Origin of the sequence: Streptomyces sp. RPA4-2, from assembly GCF_012273515.2 — a bacterium.
GTDB lineage: Bacteria > Actinomycetota > Actinomycetes > Streptomycetales > Streptomycetaceae > Streptomyces > Streptomyces kaempferi.
On sequence record NZ_CP050975.2, the window covers coordinates 3,511,738 to 3,526,944 of the forward strand.

The 15,207-nt window shown below is 72.2% G+C and carries 12 protein-coding genes; 8 read left to right on the forward strand and 4 right to left on the reverse strand.

Translation table 11 applies throughout. The features are described 5' to 3' along the window. The first annotated feature begins 203 nt into the window (after positions 1-203). On the forward strand, positions 204-1,712 hold the full coding sequence (locus HEP85_RS15210) for a helix-turn-helix domain-containing protein (protein ID WP_369657720.1): 1,509 nt from the start codon (positions 204-206) through the stop codon (positions 1,710-1,712). Positions 1,713-1,820: 108 nt separating this feature from the next. Continuing rightward, entirely contained in the window at positions 1,821-2,609 is a 789-nt protein-coding gene (locus HEP85_RS15215) for a phosphatase (RefSeq protein ID WP_168528243.1), read from the forward strand. A 71-nt stretch (positions 2,610-2,680) separates the two neighbouring features. On the opposite strand, the gene HEP85_RS15220 is transcribed toward HEP85_RS15215, so the two are convergent. From HEP85_RS15220 to HEP85_RS15235, 4 genes are all read right to left on the reverse strand, one after another. Then, complete coding sequence (locus HEP85_RS15220) at positions 2,681-3,655, reverse strand: cation diffusion facilitator family transporter (protein ID WP_168528244.1); 975 nt, start codon at positions 3,653-3,655, stop codon at positions 2,681-2,683. Positions 3,656-3,684: 29 nt separating this feature from the next. Next, positions 3,685-4,575 carry an acyl-CoA thioesterase II gene (locus tag HEP85_RS15225; protein WP_168528245.1) on the reverse strand — a complete coding sequence of 297 codons (891 nt, stop codon included), beginning with the start codon at positions 4,573-4,575 and terminating at the stop codon, positions 3,685-3,687. A 47-nt stretch (positions 4,576-4,622) separates the two neighbouring features. After that, positions 4,623-5,780 (reverse strand): acyl-CoA dehydrogenase family protein, encoded by a 1,158-nt coding sequence (locus HEP85_RS15230; protein ID WP_168528246.1) that lies wholly within the window; start codon positions 5,778-5,780, stop codon positions 4,623-4,625. Between the two features lie 717 nt (positions 5,781-6,497). Next, entirely contained in the window at positions 6,498-7,097 is a 600-nt protein-coding gene (locus HEP85_RS15235; RefSeq protein ID WP_168528247.1) for a TetR/AcrR family transcriptional regulator, read from the reverse strand. A gap of 99 nt (positions 7,098-7,196) precedes the next feature. On the opposite strand from HEP85_RS15235, the gene HEP85_RS15240 reads away from it, so the two are divergent. The 6 genes from HEP85_RS15240 to HEP85_RS15265 all read left to right on the forward strand — a co-directional run bounded on the left by HEP85_RS15240 (position 7,197) and on the right by HEP85_RS15265 (position 15,100). Further along, the gene (locus HEP85_RS15240) at positions 7,197-8,813 is read left to right on the forward strand and encodes a carboxyl transferase domain-containing protein (protein ID WP_168528248.1); all 1,617 of its coding nucleotides are present in this window, start codon (positions 7,197-7,199) and stop codon (positions 8,811-8,813) included. 13 nt (positions 8,814-8,826) lie between these two features. Next, positions 8,827-10,755 (forward strand): acetyl-CoA carboxylase biotin carboxylase subunit, encoded by a 1,929-nt coding sequence (locus tag HEP85_RS15245; protein ID WP_369657721.1) that lies wholly within the window; start codon positions 8,827-8,829, stop codon positions 10,753-10,755. Further along, on the forward strand, positions 10,752-11,717 hold the full coding sequence (locus tag HEP85_RS15250; protein WP_168528249.1) for a hydroxymethylglutaryl-CoA lyase: 966 nt from the start codon (positions 10,752-10,754) through the stop codon (positions 11,715-11,717). The genes HEP85_RS15245 and HEP85_RS15250 overlap by 4 nt, the downstream gene beginning before the upstream one ends. Before the next feature lie 11 nt (positions 11,718-11,728). Continuing rightward, positions 11,729-12,889 carry an acyl-CoA dehydrogenase family protein gene (locus HEP85_RS15255; RefSeq protein ID WP_168533646.1) on the forward strand — a complete coding sequence of 387 codons (1,161 nt, stop codon included), beginning with the start codon at positions 11,729-11,731 and terminating at the stop codon, positions 12,887-12,889. A gap of 260 nt (positions 12,890-13,149) precedes the next feature. Then, positions 13,150-14,205 carry an ABC transporter substrate-binding protein gene (locus HEP85_RS15260; protein ID WP_369657722.1) on the forward strand — a complete coding sequence of 352 codons (1,056 nt, stop codon included), beginning with the start codon at positions 13,150-13,152 and terminating at the stop codon, positions 14,203-14,205. Positions 14,206-14,245: 40 nt separating this feature from the next. Beyond that, positions 14,246-15,100 carry a siderophore-interacting protein gene (locus HEP85_RS15265; RefSeq protein WP_369657723.1) on the forward strand — a complete coding sequence of 285 codons (855 nt, stop codon included), beginning with the start codon at positions 14,246-14,248 and terminating at the stop codon, positions 15,098-15,100. Positions 15,101-15,207 lie beyond the last annotated feature (107 nt).

Below are 15,207 nucleotides of genomic sequence, written 5' to 3' on the forward strand. Positions count from 1 at the left end.
GCGGCTGCCGACGGCACGACCCTAGGTGGCCGGGAGGCGACTCTGAAGTGTACTTTTCATCCACTGTCGCTGAACCGGATGGAGGGAATGACCACCATGCCGGACGCCATGCCGGAACCGTCCGCCTCGCCAGGCCCACCGATCTCGTCCGCCCCATCGGCTCCGCCGGTCCCCCGGCACCGCCGGTCCCGCCCACTCCGCCGGTGCCGCTGAGCGCGCTGCTGGCCCGGGAGGACCTGGCCCTGCGCCGTATCGCGGGCCCCGCCGACCCGGACACGGTGATCCACTGGGCGCACACCTCGGAGATGGCGGACCCGTACCCCTATCTGCAGGGCGGCGAGCTGCTGCTGACCGCGGGCGTGCACGTCCCGGAGGCGGCGGGCCCGGCCGGGGACGCCCCCGGCCGGGCCCGGTCGCGGCTTCGGGAGTACTTCGACGGCTACGTCTCGCGCATCGTCGCGGCGGGCGGTGCGGCGCTGGGCTTCGGCGTGGCGCCGGTGCACGACACGGTTCCGCGCGCGCTGGTCGAGGCCTGCGACGCCCAGGGCCTCCCGCTGATCGAGGTCCCGCCCCAGACGACCTTCTCGGGGGTGGCCCGCGCGGTCTGGCAGCTGATGGCCCAGGCCCGCCTGGCGGAGCTGCGCCGCGTCACGGAGGGCCAGCAGAGTCTCGCCGCGGCGGCGGCCCGCCCCGACCCGGTGCCCTCGGTGCTGCGCCAGCTGGCGCAGCGGGTGTCCGGCCGGGCCGTGCTGTACGGGCCGGAGGGGGCGGAGCTGGCGGGCGCCGGACGGGCCCAGGAGGCACCTGTCGCGCGGGCCCTCGCGGGACTGGCGGCCGTGGTGCGCCCCGGCGAGACCCAGGGCCCGGCTCCCTCCTCCGCCAGCGACACCGTCCAGGGCACCCACCTGGCCGCCTACGCCCTCGGCGGCGGGCAGGGCTTCGTCCTCGGCGTGGCGGCGCCGCGCCGCGACCCCGGGGACCACACCATCGCCTCCGTCGCGGCCGTGCTGCTCTCCCTGCTCACCGGGGAACAGCAGAGCGGGAGCGGCGCGGCACGGTCGGCGGCGCTCGTCCGGCTGCTGCTCGGGGCCGCGCCGGAAACGGTCGCACCCCTGCTGGGCGGGGAACGGTGGATCGTCGTGCACGCGCGGCCCACGGCGGACGGTCCCGCTCCGGACGCCGTCGCCGCCTCCGCGCTGGGGACGGCGCTGGGCTCCGCGCTCATCGACGCGGGCGGCGACGTGGTACGCGTCCTCGTACCCGGTGACGGCGAGCCGGCCGCCCAGCGGGGCTGGACATGCGGGGTCAGCGCGCCTGTCGGCCCGCACGAGTGGGCGCTCGCCGACACCCAGGCAGCCCGGGCACTGGCCCGCGCGCGGGCGACCCGTACGGCGCTGGTGCGCCACGCGGAGCGTCCCGCGCTCGCCGACCTCGTTCCCGCGGCCGACGCGGAGGCCCATGCCCGCGCCCTGCTCGCACCCATCGCCGCAACCCCGGCCCTCACCGAGACCCTGCGCACCTGGCTCTCCCTGCACGGTAGTTGGGACCGCACCGCGGTGGCCCTCGCCGTCCACCGCAACACCGTGCGCCAACGTGTGGCGCGCTGCGCGGCGTTGCTGGGGGCCGATCTCGACGACGCCGATGTGCGCATGGAGTTGTGGTTCGCGCTGCGGAGCGGTGAGCGGGCGCCCGGGGACGGTGCGGCGCGGTGACCGGGCGGCACGCCCCCTCCGCGCCCGCGCTCCCCCGTCCCGAGTGACGCGCGTCCCAGGGCGCGGGACAGCCGTTCCCCGGGCGGGACGCCCCGGCACAATGGGGGCATGCCAATATCCGGGACCCCCAACCGCAGCGAGCTCGTCGACCACCTCGTACGGACGCGTATCGCGGGCGACGTCGCCACGCCCCGCGAGAACAACCTCTCCCACTACCGCAAGCTCGCGAACGGCGACCGCAACTTCTGGCTCGGCCTGGAGCTCGGTGACCGCTGGACCGACGAGCAGGACGTCCTCGCGGTGATGGCGGAGCGGTGCGGCGTGAACGACGACCCGGAGTTCCGGTACGGGCAGGACACCATCGACCCGGAGCTGACGGTCGACGCCCTGGACCGGATGGCGGCGCGGCTGCGCAAGTCGGCGGCCGCGAAGGAGCGTGTGCTGTTCGCGACCGGGCACCCGGGCGGGCTCCTCGACGTGCACCGCGCGACCGCCGCCGCGCTGCGTGCCGCGGGCTGCGAGATCGTCGTCATTCCCGACGGGCTGCAGACCGACGAGGGGTACGTCTTCCAGTTCGCGGACGTCGCGGTGCTCGAACACGGTGCGACGCTCTGGCACACCCACTCGGGCGAGCCGATGCGGGCGATCCTCACCGGGCTGGAGCGCGAGGGCCGCCCGCTGCCCGGTCTGGTCGTCGCCGACCACGGCTGGGCCGGCTGCGCGGGCCAGTTCGGCATCGACTCCATGGGCTACGCCGACTGCAACGACCCGGCCCTCTTCCTCGCCGAGTCCGAGGGCACCGTCCAGGTGACGATCCCGCTCGACGACCATGTGACGAGTCCCCGGCACTACGACCTGATGACGGCGTACCTGCTCAACGCGGCGGGCCTCGCCTGACACCACCGCGCCGAGCCGGACGCACCGTGTCCGACGCGCGCGCCGGTCCAGGGGGGATCGGGGGACAGCCCTCAGGGCCAGGGGTTCAGCCCCTCGGCCCGGCGCTGGGCGTGGCCCGGGGTCGGGTCCAGGTACACCCGGCTCACCGCCGGGAACGCCTCCCGCAGTCGCTGTTCGGCCTGTTCGCAGGCCCACTCGATCTGGGCGGCGGTCGACACGTCGCGGAAGTCGACCTTGGCCGCGACGAGCGCCTCGCGCGGTCCCTGGACCAGGGTCGTCAGCTCCAGCACGGCCTCCACGTGCTCCACCGCGAGCAGTTCGGCCCGGATGCCCTCCCGGACGGCCTTCGGCAGCGGACGCCCGATGAGCAGCTCCGCGTTGGAGCGGCCGAGGACCCAGGCGACGTACAGCAGCAGGAGACCGATGCAGAGGGACGCGACGGCGTCCCAGACGCCGGAGCCGGTGAGCTGCCCGCCGAGCAGACCGCCCGCGGCGAGGACGAGGCCGATCAGCGCGGCCGAGTCCTCCAGGACCACGGCCTTCACCGCGGTGTCCGGGGTGTGGCGGAGGTAGCGCTTGAAGGGCGCCCCGATCCGCGCCGCCTCACCGCGTGCCTGGCGCACGCCGGTGCGCAGGGAGTAGCCCTCCAGCAGGAAGGCGACAGCGAGCACGACGTAGGAGACGACAGGGTTGCCCAGTTCCTCGCCCGCGACGAGGGTGTGCACCCCGTCGTAGATCGAGAACACCGCGCCGCCGACGAAGGTCGCGACCGCCGCGAGCATCGCCCAGATATAGCGTTCGGGCCCGTAGCCGAGGGGGTGGTCCTCGTCGGCCGGTTTCTCGCTGCGCTTGAGCGCGGTGAGCAGCAGCACCTCGGTGACCGTGTCGGCCACCGAGTGCGCGGCCTCGGACAGCATCGCGCTCGATCCGCTGATGACGCCCGCCACCGCCTTGGCCACCGCGATCCCCAGATTGGCGAGGGCGGCGACGATTACCGTGACCGTACTCTCGCCCGCGCCGACGTCGTCCTGTGCAGCTTCAGTCATGCCCCAGTCCTACCCGGGGATCCCGGGGATCAGGACAACTCGCGGGGGATCCGGACCACGCCCTCCTGGATCACCGAGATGGCCAGCCGGCCGTCCTGCGTGTAGATCCGGGCCTGGCCGAGCCCGCGGCCCCCGGACGCCGAGGGGGACTCCTGGTCGTACAGCAGCCATTCGTCGGCGCGGAAGGGCCGGTGGAACCACATCGCGTGGTCCAGCGAGGCCCCGACGACGTCACCGGTCACCCACCCGCCGCGCCCGTGCGCGAGCAGGATGGAGTCGAGGAGCGTCATGTCGGAGACGTACGTGGCGAGGACGACGTGCAGCAGCGGTTCGTCGACGGCGCCGTCGAGTTTGCCGTTGGTGCGGAACCACACCTGGGAGTGCGGTTCACGGATCTCGCCCACGGTGCCGTAGGGCGGCGGGTCGACATAGCGCAGGTCGACGGACTCGCGCGCCTCCAGGAGGCGCTCCACGACGACGGGGTCCCCCAGGACGTCGGCGTACCGCGGCAGCAGCTCGGCGGCCGTGGGCAGCGTCTCGGGGTCGGGCGCGGGCGGCATCGCGGCCTGGTGCTCCATGCCCTCCTCGTGCGCCTGGAAGGACGCGGAGAGGTGGAAGATCGGCTGCCCGTGCTGGACGGCGACCACCCGCCGGGTGGTGAAGGAGCGGCCGTCGCGGATGCGGTCCACCGAGTACACGATGGGCGCGCCGGGGTCCCCCGCACGCAGGAAATAGGCGTGCAGGGAGTGGGCGAACCGGTCCTCCGGGACCGTGCGCCCCGCCGCGACCAGCGCCTGCGCGGCGACCTGCCCGCCGAAGACCCGGGGGACGACGGCGGAGCGGGACTGGCCGCGGAAGATGTCCTGCTCGATCCGCTCCAGATCGAGCAGATCGAGCAGCGACTGCAGTGCCTGACTCATGGTGTCAGTTGTACCGCGCAGTTGTTTCCCGTGATCCTTCGCGGGCCTTACAGGCCCATGTCCTTCGCGATGATCGACTTCATGATCTCGCTGGTGCCGCCGTAGATGCGGTTGACGCGGTTGTCCGCGTACAGGCGGGCTATCGGGTACTCGTTCATGAAGCCGTAGCCGCCGTGCAGCTGGAGGCAGCGGTCGATGACGCGGTGCGCGACCTCGGTGCAGAACAGCTTGGCGCTGGCGGCCTCGGCCGGCGTCAGCTCGCCCTTGTCGAGGGCCTCCAGGGCGCGGTCGGCGACGGCCTCGGCCGCGTCCACCTCGGCCTGGCAGGCGGCCAGCTCGAACTTGGTGTTCTGGAAGGACGCGACGGGCTTGCCGAAGACGGTGCGCTCCTGGACGTACTCCTTGGCGAACCGGACGGCCGCCTTGGCCTGGGCGTACGCGCCGAACGCGATGCCCCAGCGCTCGGAGGCGAGGTTGTGGCCGAGGTAGTAGAAGCCCTTGTTCTCCTCGCCGAGGAGGTCCTCGACGGGCACCTTGACGTCGACGAACGCGAGCTCGGCGGTGTCGGAGGTCTTCAGGCCGAGCTTGTCGAGCTTGCGGCCGATGGAGTAGCCCTCGGACTTGGTGTCGACGGCGAAGAGGGAGATGCCGAAGCGGCGGTCCTCGGCGGTGGGCGCGGAGGTGCGGGCGCAGACGATCACGCGGTCGGCGTGGACGCCGCCGGTGATGAAGGTCTTGGAGCCGTTGAGGACGTAGTGCGTGCCGTCCTCGGAGAGCTTGGCCGTGGTCTTCATGCCCGCGAGGTCGGAGCCGGTGCCCGGCTCGGTCATCGCGAGGGCCCACATCTCCTCGCCGGTGACGAACTTCGGCAGGAACCGCTTCTTCTGCTCGTCGGTGGCGAGCATCTTGATGTAGGGCAGGCCGAGCAGCACGTGCACGCCGGAGCCGCCGAACTGGACGCCCGCGCGGGCCGTCTCCTCGTACATCACGGCCTCGAACTTGTACGAGTCGATGCCGGCGCCGCCGAACTCCTCGTCGACACGGATGCCGAAGATGCCGAGCTCGGCGAGCTTGTGGTAGAAGTCGCGCGGCGCCTGGCCCGCGGCGAACCACTCGTCGTAGACGGGAACGACCTCGGCCTCGATGAAGGCCCGCAGGGTCTCCCGGAACGCCTCGTGGTCCTCGTTGAACACCGTACGGCGCACCGTCGGCCCCTCTCTGCGCCTGAACCGGCGCCGCTCTCGCGGATGTGGCTGCTCGCCGTCGGGGTTGCTCAATGGATGGCCGCGACCCTTGGCTAAGCGCTTGCTCAGCAGTCAGGTTACCCGTCGGTCACGACGACCGTCCAGAGCCATCGGCCGCCCTCCCCCATGACGCTCGTCACGCCCGCTCCAGCTCGGCCGGGCGGGCGGGAACGCGCCGCGGGGGCACCCGCCCGGACCGGCCCGCGACCGGTAGGTCCGAGCACGGGGCGCGGGTCGCGGTCACGTGGCGCTGATCACGGGGCGCGGATCACGGATGACGGGGCGCGGATCACTCATCGGGGATCAACGCGCCCATGGACCCCACCACTTGGGCGGCAGCGGGTCGGCCGGTGCCGAAGTCGGCTGATCGGGATGGAGGCCGAGTCGGCGCAGGGTGTCGGCGCGCACGCACACGACGACGGTGCCGTGCCAGTGGCCGTCCGGCCGGACCCCGCACATGAGGTCGATCCGGACATCGCGCGCGGCGAAGGGGTCCCAGTCGATGCCCCGGTCACGCAGTCAATCCGCCACCAGCCGCCCCGGCCGCGGGCGGCCGGGGACGTTCTCGAAGCAGAAGAGGGTCACCCAGTCGGAAGCGGGTCCGTCCATGGCCGTGTGTCCGTCCATGGCCGCCATCATGGCGCGGGGGACAGAGCCGCCGCTCGCGATTGATCCGAGTCAGAGAACGGCGTCCCCGGCCGCCGCGAAGGCGCCCCGCGCCATCCGGTGCAGCAGGGCCGCCGTCACCCCGCGCCCCGGCAGCGCGCCCGGCCGTCCCAGGTGGGGCGTCGAGTTCAGCAGCCCGAACACCGAGTGCACCGCCGAGCGGGTGGTGGGTTCGGTGAGGGCCGGATACACCTCCCGCACGACCTCCACCCACAGCTCGACGTACTGCCGCTGGAGCTGCCGCACGAGCTTGCGGTCGCTGTCCCGCAGGCGGTCCAGTTCGCGGTCGTGCAGGGTGATCAGCGGCCGGTCGTCGAGAGCGAAGTCGATGTGCCCCTCGATGAGCGAGTCGAGCAGCGCCTCCGGGCCGCCACCGGCCTCCGCGACCCGCCGCTTCCCTCCCGTGAGCAGCTGTCCGCTGATCCCGACCAGCAGCTCGGCGAGCATCGCGTCCTTGCCCGGGAAGTGCCGGTAGAGACCGGGGCCGCTGATACCGACGGCCGCCCCTATCTCGTCCACGCCGACGCCGTGGAAACCACGCTCGGCGAAGAGGCGGGCGGCCTCCTTGAGGATCTGCTCGCGTCGGGTGGGGGCGTCGGTTCTCGTGGCCATGGAAGCAATTCTAGACAGGGAGGTTAGCGGTCGTTAACCTGGACGACATGCGTTAACGCTCACTAACTGGTGGACCGCTGGGCGAGGGGACCGCAGGACATGCACGAAGCACCGGAGCTGACGAGCGCGGCCGATCCCGCGTCGGAGGCCTGGCGGGCCAACGAGGCGGCTCATCACGCCCTCGGGGAGGAGCTGCGCGCCAAGCTCGCCGAGGCGCGGCTCGGCGGCGGCGAGCGGGCCCGGCAGCGCCACACCGCGCGCGGCAAACTGCTGCCGCGCGAGCGGGTGGACCAGCTGCTGGACCCGGGATCACCGTTCCTCGAGCTGGCCCCCCTGGCGGCGCACGGGATGTACGACGGGCAGGCAGCCGCGGCCGGCGTGATCGCCGGAATCGGCCGGGTCAGCGGCCGCGAATGCGTGATCGTCGCCAACGACGCCACGGTCAAGGGCGGCACGTACTACCCGATGACCGTGAAGAAGCACCTGCGGGCCCAGGAGGTCGCGCTGGAGAACCGCCTCCCCTGCGTCTATCTCGTCGACTCCGGCGGAGCCTTCCTGCCGATGCAGGACGAGGTGTTCCCCGACCGCGAGCACTTCGGGCGGATCTTCTACAACCAGGCGCGGATGTCGGGAGCGGGAATCCCGCAGATCGCCGCCGTCCTCGGATCGTGCACGGCCGGCGGCGCGTACGTCCCGGCGATGAGCGACGAGGCCGTGATCGTGCGCAATCAGGGCACGATCTTCCTGGGCGGCCCGCCCCTGGTGAAGGCCGCCACCGGCGAGGTCGTCACGGCCGAGGAGCTGGGCGGCGGCGAGGTCCACGCCCGCGTGTCGGGCGTCACGGACCACCTCGCGGAGGACGACGCGCACGCACTGCGGATCGTCCGGAACATCGCGGCCACCCTCCCCGCGCGCGGGGCGCTGCCCTGGGAGGTCACGCCGGCCACGGAGCCCAAGGTCGACCCGTACGGCATCTACGGCGCCGTGCCGGTCGACTCCCGCACCCCCTACGACGTGCGCGAGGTCATCGCGCGCGTGGTCGACGGTTCGCGCTTCGCCGAGTTCAAGGCGGAGTTCGGGCAGACCCTGGTCACCGGTTTCGCCCGCATCCACGGGCATCCGGTCGGGATCGTCGCCAACAACGGCATCCTGTTCTCGGAGTCCGCCCAGAAGGGCGCCCACTTCATCGAGCTGTGCGACCAGCGCGGCATCCCGCTGGTGTTCCTGCAGAACATCTCGGGCTTCATGGTCGGGCGCCAGTACGAGGCGGGGGGCATCGCCAAGCACGGCGCCAAGATGGTGACGGCGGTCGCCTGCACCCGCGTGCCGAAGCTGACCGTCGTGATCGGCGGATCGTACGGCGCGGGCAACTACTCGATGTGCGGCCGGGCCTACTCGCCGCGCTTCCTGTGGATGTGGCCCGGCGCCAAGATCTCCGTGATGGGCGGCGAGCAGGCCGCCTCCGTCCTCGCGACCGTCAAGCGCGACCAGCTGGAGGCGCGCGGTGAGTCCTGGCCCGCCGAGGACGAGGACGCCTTCAAGGCCCCGATCCGCGCCCAGTACGAGCAGCAGGGCAGCGCCTACTACGCGACGGCCCGCCTCTGGGACGACGGCGTGATCGACCCGCTGGAGACCCGGCAGGTGCTGGGCCTCGCCCTGACCGCGTGCGCCAACGCGCCCCTGGGTGATCCCCAGTTCGGCGTCTTCCGGATGTGAGGGACCTCTGATCATGTTCGACACCGTTCTTGTGGCCAACCGCGGCGAGATCGCCGTCCGGGTCATCCGCACCCTGCGGTCGCTGGGCGTGCGCTCGGTCGCCGTCTTCTCCGACGCGGACGCCGACGCCCGGCACGTGCGTGAGGCGGACACGGCGGTACGGATCGGTCCGGCGCCGGCCGCCGAGAGTTATCTGTCGGTGCCCGCCCTCCTGGAGGCGGCGGCGCGGACGGGGGCCCGAGCCGTGCACCCGGGGTACGGCTTCCTCGCGGAGAACGCCTCGTTCGCGCGCGCCTGCGCCGAGGCCGGCCTCGTCTTCATCGGTCCGCCCGCCGACGCGATCGCGCTCATGGGCGACAAGATCCGCGCCAAGGAGACGGTCCGGGCGGCGGGCGTCCCCGTCGTCCCCGGCTCGTCCGGCAGCGGTCTCACCGACGCCCTGCTGGCCGAGTCGGCACGGGAGATCGGCATGCCGGTCCTCCTGAAGCCGAGCGCGGGCGGCGGCGGCAAGGGCATGCGGCTGGTGCGGGACGCCGCGGACCTGGCGGACGAGATCGCCGCCGCCCGGCGTGAGGCCCGCGCCTCCTTCGGCGACGACACCCTCCTCGTCGAGCGCTGGGTCGACCGCCCCCGCCACATCGAGATCCAGGTCCTGGCGGACGGGCACGGCAACGTCGTGCACCTGGGCGAGCGCGAGTGCTCCCTGCAGCGCCGCCACCAGAAGATCATCGAGGAGGCGCCCAGCGTGTTCCTCGACGCCGCGACCCGGGCCTCCATGGGCGAGGCGGCGGTCCACGCGGCCCGCTCCTGCGGGTACGAGGGCGCGGGCACCGTGGAGTTCATCGTCCCCGGCTCCGACCCGTCCTCGTACTACTTCATGGAGATGAACACCCGCCTCCAGGTGGAACACCCGGTCACCGAACTGGTCACGGGACTCGACCTGGTGGAGTGGCAGCTCCGGGTGGCCGCGGGCGAGCGGCTGCCCTACGAGCAGAAGGACATCACGCTCACCGGACACGCCGTCGAGGCGCGCGTCTGCGCGGAGGACCCCTCCCGCGGCTTCCTCCCGTCCGGCGGCACGGTGCTCTCCCTGCGCGAGCCGCAGGGCGACGGGGTGCGCACCGACTCGGGGCTGAGCGAGGGCACGGAGGTCGGCAGCCTGTACGACCCGATGCTGTCCAAGGTCATCGCGTACGGCCCGGACCGCGCGACCGCGCTGCGCAAGCTGCGCGCCGCCCTCGCGGAGACGGTCACGCTCGGCGTCCAGACCAACGCGGGTTTCCTGCGCCGGCTGCTGGCCCATCCGGCGGTCGTCGCGGGCGAGTTGGACACCGGCCTGGTGGAGCGGGAGGCCGACGGACTGGTCTCCGGTGACGTACCGGAGGAGGTGTACGAGGCGGCCGCGGCCGTACGGCTCGACGCGCTGGAGCCCCGGGGCGAGGGCTGGAGCGATCCCTTCTCGGTGCCGAACGGCTGGCGGCTGGGCGGCACGCCCGCGCCCGTGGGCTTCGACCTGCGGGTGCACGACCCCGTGGTCCACGTCCCGCGCGGCGCCCACACGGTCACCGCCGGCCGGGTCTCCGTGACCCTCGACGGCGTACGCCACACCTTCCACCGCGCCGGCGACTGGCTCGGCCGCGACGGCGACGCCTGGCACGTGCGCGATCACGACCCGGTGGCCGCATCCCTGACCGGCGCGGCGCACGCCGGCGCCGACTCACTGACCGCGCCCATGCCCGGCACGGTGACCGTCGTCAAGGTCGCGGTCGGGGACGAGGTGACCGCGGGACAGAGTCTGCTGGTGGTCGAGGCGATGAAGATGGAGCACGTCATCTCCGCCCCGCACGCGGGGACCGTCAGCGAACTGGACGTCACCCCGGGCACCACGGTCGCCATGGACCAGATCCTGGCCGTGATCACCCCGTACGAGGAGACGACATGAGCACCCCGGAACTCGGCCTCCCGATGGTCGTACCGGCCCAGGACCTGCCCGCGCGGGTGCGGATCCACGAGGTCGGCGCGCGCGACGGACTGCAGAACGAGAAGGCGACCGTACCGACCGAGGTCAAGGCCGAGTTCATCCGGCGCCTCGCCGACGCGGGCCTGACCACCATCGAGGCCACCAGCTTCGTCCACCCCAAGTGGGTGCCCCAACTGGCGGACTCGGAGCAGCTGTTCCCGCTGGTGAGCGACCTCGGCGGGACCGGCGGCGCGCCTGGGGTCCGTCTCCCGGTCCTCGTACCGAACGAACGCGGTCTGGACCGGGCCCTGGCCCTCGGCGCCCGCCATGTCGCCGTCTTCGCCAGTGCGACGGAGTCCTTCGCGAAGGCCAACCTCAACCGCACCGTGGACGAGTCGCTGGCCATGTTCGAGCCGGTGGTGTCCCGGGCCAAGGCGGAGAGGGCGCACGTCCGCGGCTATGTCTCGATGTGCTTCGGCGACCCCTGGGAGGGCGCCGTCCCCATCCACCAGGTCGTGCGTGTGTGCAGGGCCCTGCTGGACATGGGCTGCGACGAGCTGAGCCTGGGCGACACGATCGGCGTGGCGACGCCGGGCCACGTCCAGAACCTGCTGGCGGAGCTCAACGAGGAAGGTGTGCCGACCAGCGTGCTCGGTGTGCACTTCCACGACACGTACGGCCAGGCGCTCGCCAACACCCTGGCGAGCCTGCAGCACGGGGTGACGACCGTCGACGCGTCCGCGGGCGGCCTCGGCGGCTGTCCGTACGCGAAGTCCGCGACCGGCAACCTCGCCACCGAAGACCTCGTATGGATGCTCCAGGGCCTCGGTGTCGACACCGGGGTCGACCTCGGCCGCCTCACCGCCACCAGCGTGTGGATGGCCGGACAACTGGGCCGACCCAGCCCGTCCCGCACCGTCAAAGCCCTCTCCCACCAGGAGTGAACCCCATGTCCCTGGACCACCGCCTCTCTCCCGAACTCGAGGAACTGCGCCGCACGGTCGAGGAGTTCGCGCACGACGTCGTGGCTCCGAAGATCGGCGACTTCTACGAGCGGCACGAGTTCCCGTACGAGATCGTGCGGGAGATGGGCCGCATGGGCCTGTTCGGCCTGCCCTTCCCCGAGGAGTACGGCGGCATGGGCGGCGACTACCTCGCCCTCGGCATCGCCCTGGAGGAACTCGCGCGCGTGGACTCCTCGGTGGCCATCACCCTGGAGGCCGGCGTCTCGCTCGGCGCGATGCCGATCCACCTCTTCGGCACCGACGCGCAGAAGGCCGAATGGCTCCCCCGCCTGTGCTCGGGAGAGATCCTGGGCGCCTTCGGCCTGACCGAGCCGGACGGCGGCTCGGACGCGGGCGCGACCCGCACGACGGCCCGGCTCGACCCGGACACGGACGAGTGGGTGATCAACGGCAGCAAGTGCTTCATCACCAACTCGGGCACGGACATCACGGGCCTGGTGACGGTCACCGCGGTCACGGGCCGCAAGCCCGACGGCAAGCCGCTGATCTCCGCGATCATCGTCCCCTCCGGCACCCCCGGCTTCACGGTCGCCGCGCCCTACTCGAAGGTCGGCTGGAACGCCTCGGACACCCGTGAGCTGTCCTTCGCCGATGTCCGCGTCCCGGCCGCCAACCTGCTGGGCGAGGAGGGCCGCGGGTACGCGCAGTTCCTGCGCATCCTGGACGAGGGCCGCGTCGCCATCTCGGCCCTGGCGACGGGACTGGCCCAGGGCTGCGTGGACGAGTCCGTGAAGTACGCCAAGGAGCGGCACGCGTTCGGCCGGAACATCGGCGCGTACCAGGCCATCCAGTTCAAGATCGCGGACATGGAGACGAAGGCCCACATGGCCCGCGTCGGCTGGCGCGACGCCGCCTCCCGGCTGGTCGCGGGTGAGCCCTTCAAGAAGGAGGCGGCGATCGCCAAGCTCTACTCCTCCACGATCGCCGTGGACAACGCCCGCGACGCCACCCAGATCCACGGCGGCTACGGCTTCATGAACGAGTACCCGGTGGCCCGCATGTGGCGCGACTCCAAGATCCTGGAGATCGGCGAGGGCACGAGCGAGGTGCAGCGGATGCTGATCGCGCGGGAGTTGGGGCTCACGGGCTGAGCGCCCGCCCGTACCGAGGTCCCGTGAACAGCCTCCCGACCAGGACGCGTCCGCGCCGGTCGGGGGGCTGTCCGGCGCCACCGGAAGCCGTCCTCGCGACCCCACCCGACGCGCGTGCTTCCCGGGCCGCCGTACAGACCTGACCGGCAGCACCGGCGAGTGGCCGGCACCCGCCCCTGGAACAAGAACTGAGGTTAGGCTAACCTACCTTCGAACTTGTCCGGCGGGCGCTCCGCCCCGTGCCGAAAGCAGCCACTCTCATGTCCAACGCCCATGCCACCCACCTCTCCCGCCGCGGCATCCTCGCCGCCGGCGGCGCCCTCGGCCTCGGTGCCGTCCTCGCCGCCTGCGGCGACGACGACGCGAAAAGCGGTGGCTCGGACTCGACGAAGGCCGCCGACGCCGGGTCCAAGTCCGGCCCCTGGACGTTCAAGGACGACCGCGGCACCACCGTGAAGCTGGACAAGACACCGGCGAACATCGTCGCCTTCACCGGTGTCGCCGCCGCGCTCCACGACTACGGCATCGAGGTCAAGGGCGTCTTCGGCCCGACCACGACCAAGGACGGCAAGGCCGATGTCCAGGCCGGCGACATGGACGTCACCAAGCTGACCGTGCTCGGCAACGAGTGGGGCCAGTTCAACATCGAGAAGTACGCGACTCTCGCGCCCGACGTGCTGATCTCGACGATGTTCGACGCCGCGGGCACCCTCTGGTACGTCCCCGAGGAGTCCAAGGACAAGATCCTCAAGCTCGCGCCGAGCGTCGGCATCTCCGTCTACGACCGCCAGATGCCGCAGTCCCTGGAGCGCATGTACGCGCTGGCCGAGTCGCTCGGCGCCGACGTGAAGTCCGCGCGGATCGTCGAGGCGAAGAAGAAGTTCGAGACGGCCGCCGAGCGCCTGCGCAAGGCCGCCAAGGCCCGCCCGGAGATCAAGGTCCTGGCCGGCTCCGCGAGCCAGGACATCTTCTACGTCTCCGGCTCGAACCTCTCCATCGACCTGGAGTACTTCAAGGCGCTCGGCGTGAACATCGTCGAGCCCTCCGCCAAGGCCCTGAAGGCCAGCGGCGGCTGGTTCGAGAACCTGAGCTGGGAGAACGTCGACAAGTACCCGGCGGACGTCATCATCATGGACGACCGCAGCTCGACCATCCAGCCGGCCGACATCACCGAGGCCACCTGGAAGAAGCTGCCCGCCGTCAAGGCCGGCCAGGTCATCGCCCGCTCCCCCGAGCCGATCATCTCGTACGACAAGTGCACCCCGCTGCTCGACAACCTCGCCGAGGCCATCGAGAAGGCCAAGAAGGTCGCCTGACACCCCGCCGCGACACCCTGACCACCACTCAGGAGCCCTGATGACGACGGTCGTTGCCGCCCCGTTCCGTTTCTTCTCCCTCCAGGTCGTACGGACGAGGCGGCTCGGCCCGTCGCTGGTCCGGGTCTCGTTCGCGGGCTCCGACCTGGACGCCTTCGCCTCCGACGGCCGGGACCAGAGCCTCTCGCTGTTCCTGCCGCACCCCGGCCAGACCGAGCCCGCCGTCCCCTTCGAACTGGGCGACCACTGGTGGCAGGGCTGGCGCGAACTACCCGAGGACGTACGGGCGGTGATGCGCTCGTACACCCTGCGGGCGCTGCGCCGCGACGCCCGGGGCCGCACCACCGGGATCGACATCGACTTCGTGCTGCACGGAGTGGAGCCGGGCGCCGGGGCCCCCGCGGGTCCGGCGTCCCGGTGGGCCTCGCGCGCGGCGGCGGGTGACCGCGTCGTCCTGCTCGGCCCGGCGGTCGAGGACAACCGGGCGATCCGCTTCCGGCCGCCCGCCGACACCGACCTGATCGTGCTGTGGGCGGACGAGACCGCCCTGCCGGCCGCCTCCGCCATCCTGGAGTCGCTGCCGGCCGGCACCCGGGTCCGGGCCTGGCTGGAGGTCGAGCACCGCGAGGACGTCCAGGACCTGTCCGTGGCGGCCGACGCGGAGATCACCTGCCTCGTGCGCGACAGCGGCTCCCCCATGGCCGCCGACGCCGTACGGGCCTCCCGGCTGCCGTCCGCCGAGCGGCCGTACGCCTGGATCGCGGGCGAGTCCGGGTGCGTGAAGGAGATGCGCCGTCACCTCGTGCGCGAGCGCGGGATCGACCGCAGGCGCGTCACGTTCGTGGGCTACTGGCGGCGCGGGCTGACGGAGGAGCAGCTGCGCGAGGAGGAGTAGCGGCTCACACCGGTGACGGCCCCTCAAACAGAGGCGTACGTCACTGCCGGAACCCGTGGGACGGGGTCGCGTAGCGAACTTAGGTTAGGCTAACCTTAGTTGAACGA

What these genes read in the sequence shown, in the direction of transcription:
- HEP85_RS15220 (WP_168528244.1), bottom strand. Translation starts at nt 3,655, where the DNA reads ATGACTGAAGCTGCACAGGACGACGTCGGCGCGGGCGAGAGTACGGTC.
- HEP85_RS15240 (WP_168528248.1), top strand. Translation starts at nt 7,197, where the DNA reads ATGCACGAAGCACCGGAGCTGACGAGCGCGGCCGATCCCGCGTCGGAG.
- HEP85_RS15245 (WP_369657721.1), top strand. Translation starts at nt 8,827, where the DNA reads ATGTTCGACACCGTTCTTGTGGCCAACCGCGGCGAGATCGCCGTCCGG.
- HEP85_RS15235 (WP_168528247.1), bottom strand. Translation starts at nt 7,097, where the DNA reads ATGGCCACGAGAACCGACGCCCCCACCCGACGCGAGCAGATCCTCAAG.
- HEP85_RS15215 (WP_168528243.1), top strand. Translation starts at nt 1,821, where the DNA reads ATGCCAATATCCGGGACCCCCAACCGCAGCGAGCTCGTCGACCACCTC.
- HEP85_RS15250 (WP_168528249.1), top strand. Translation starts at nt 10,752, where the DNA reads ATGAGCACCCCGGAACTCGGCCTCCCGATGGTCGTACCGGCCCAGGAC.
- HEP85_RS15260 (WP_369657722.1), top strand. Translation starts at nt 13,150, where the DNA reads ATGTCCAACGCCCATGCCACCCACCTCTCCCGCCGCGGCATCCTCGCC.
- HEP85_RS15265 (WP_369657723.1), top strand. Translation starts at nt 14,246, where the DNA reads ATGACGACGGTCGTTGCCGCCCCGTTCCGTTTCTTCTCCCTCCAGGTC.
- HEP85_RS15225 (WP_168528245.1), bottom strand. Translation starts at nt 4,575, where the DNA reads ATGAGTCAGGCACTGCAGTCGCTGCTCGATCTGCTCGATCTGGAGCGG.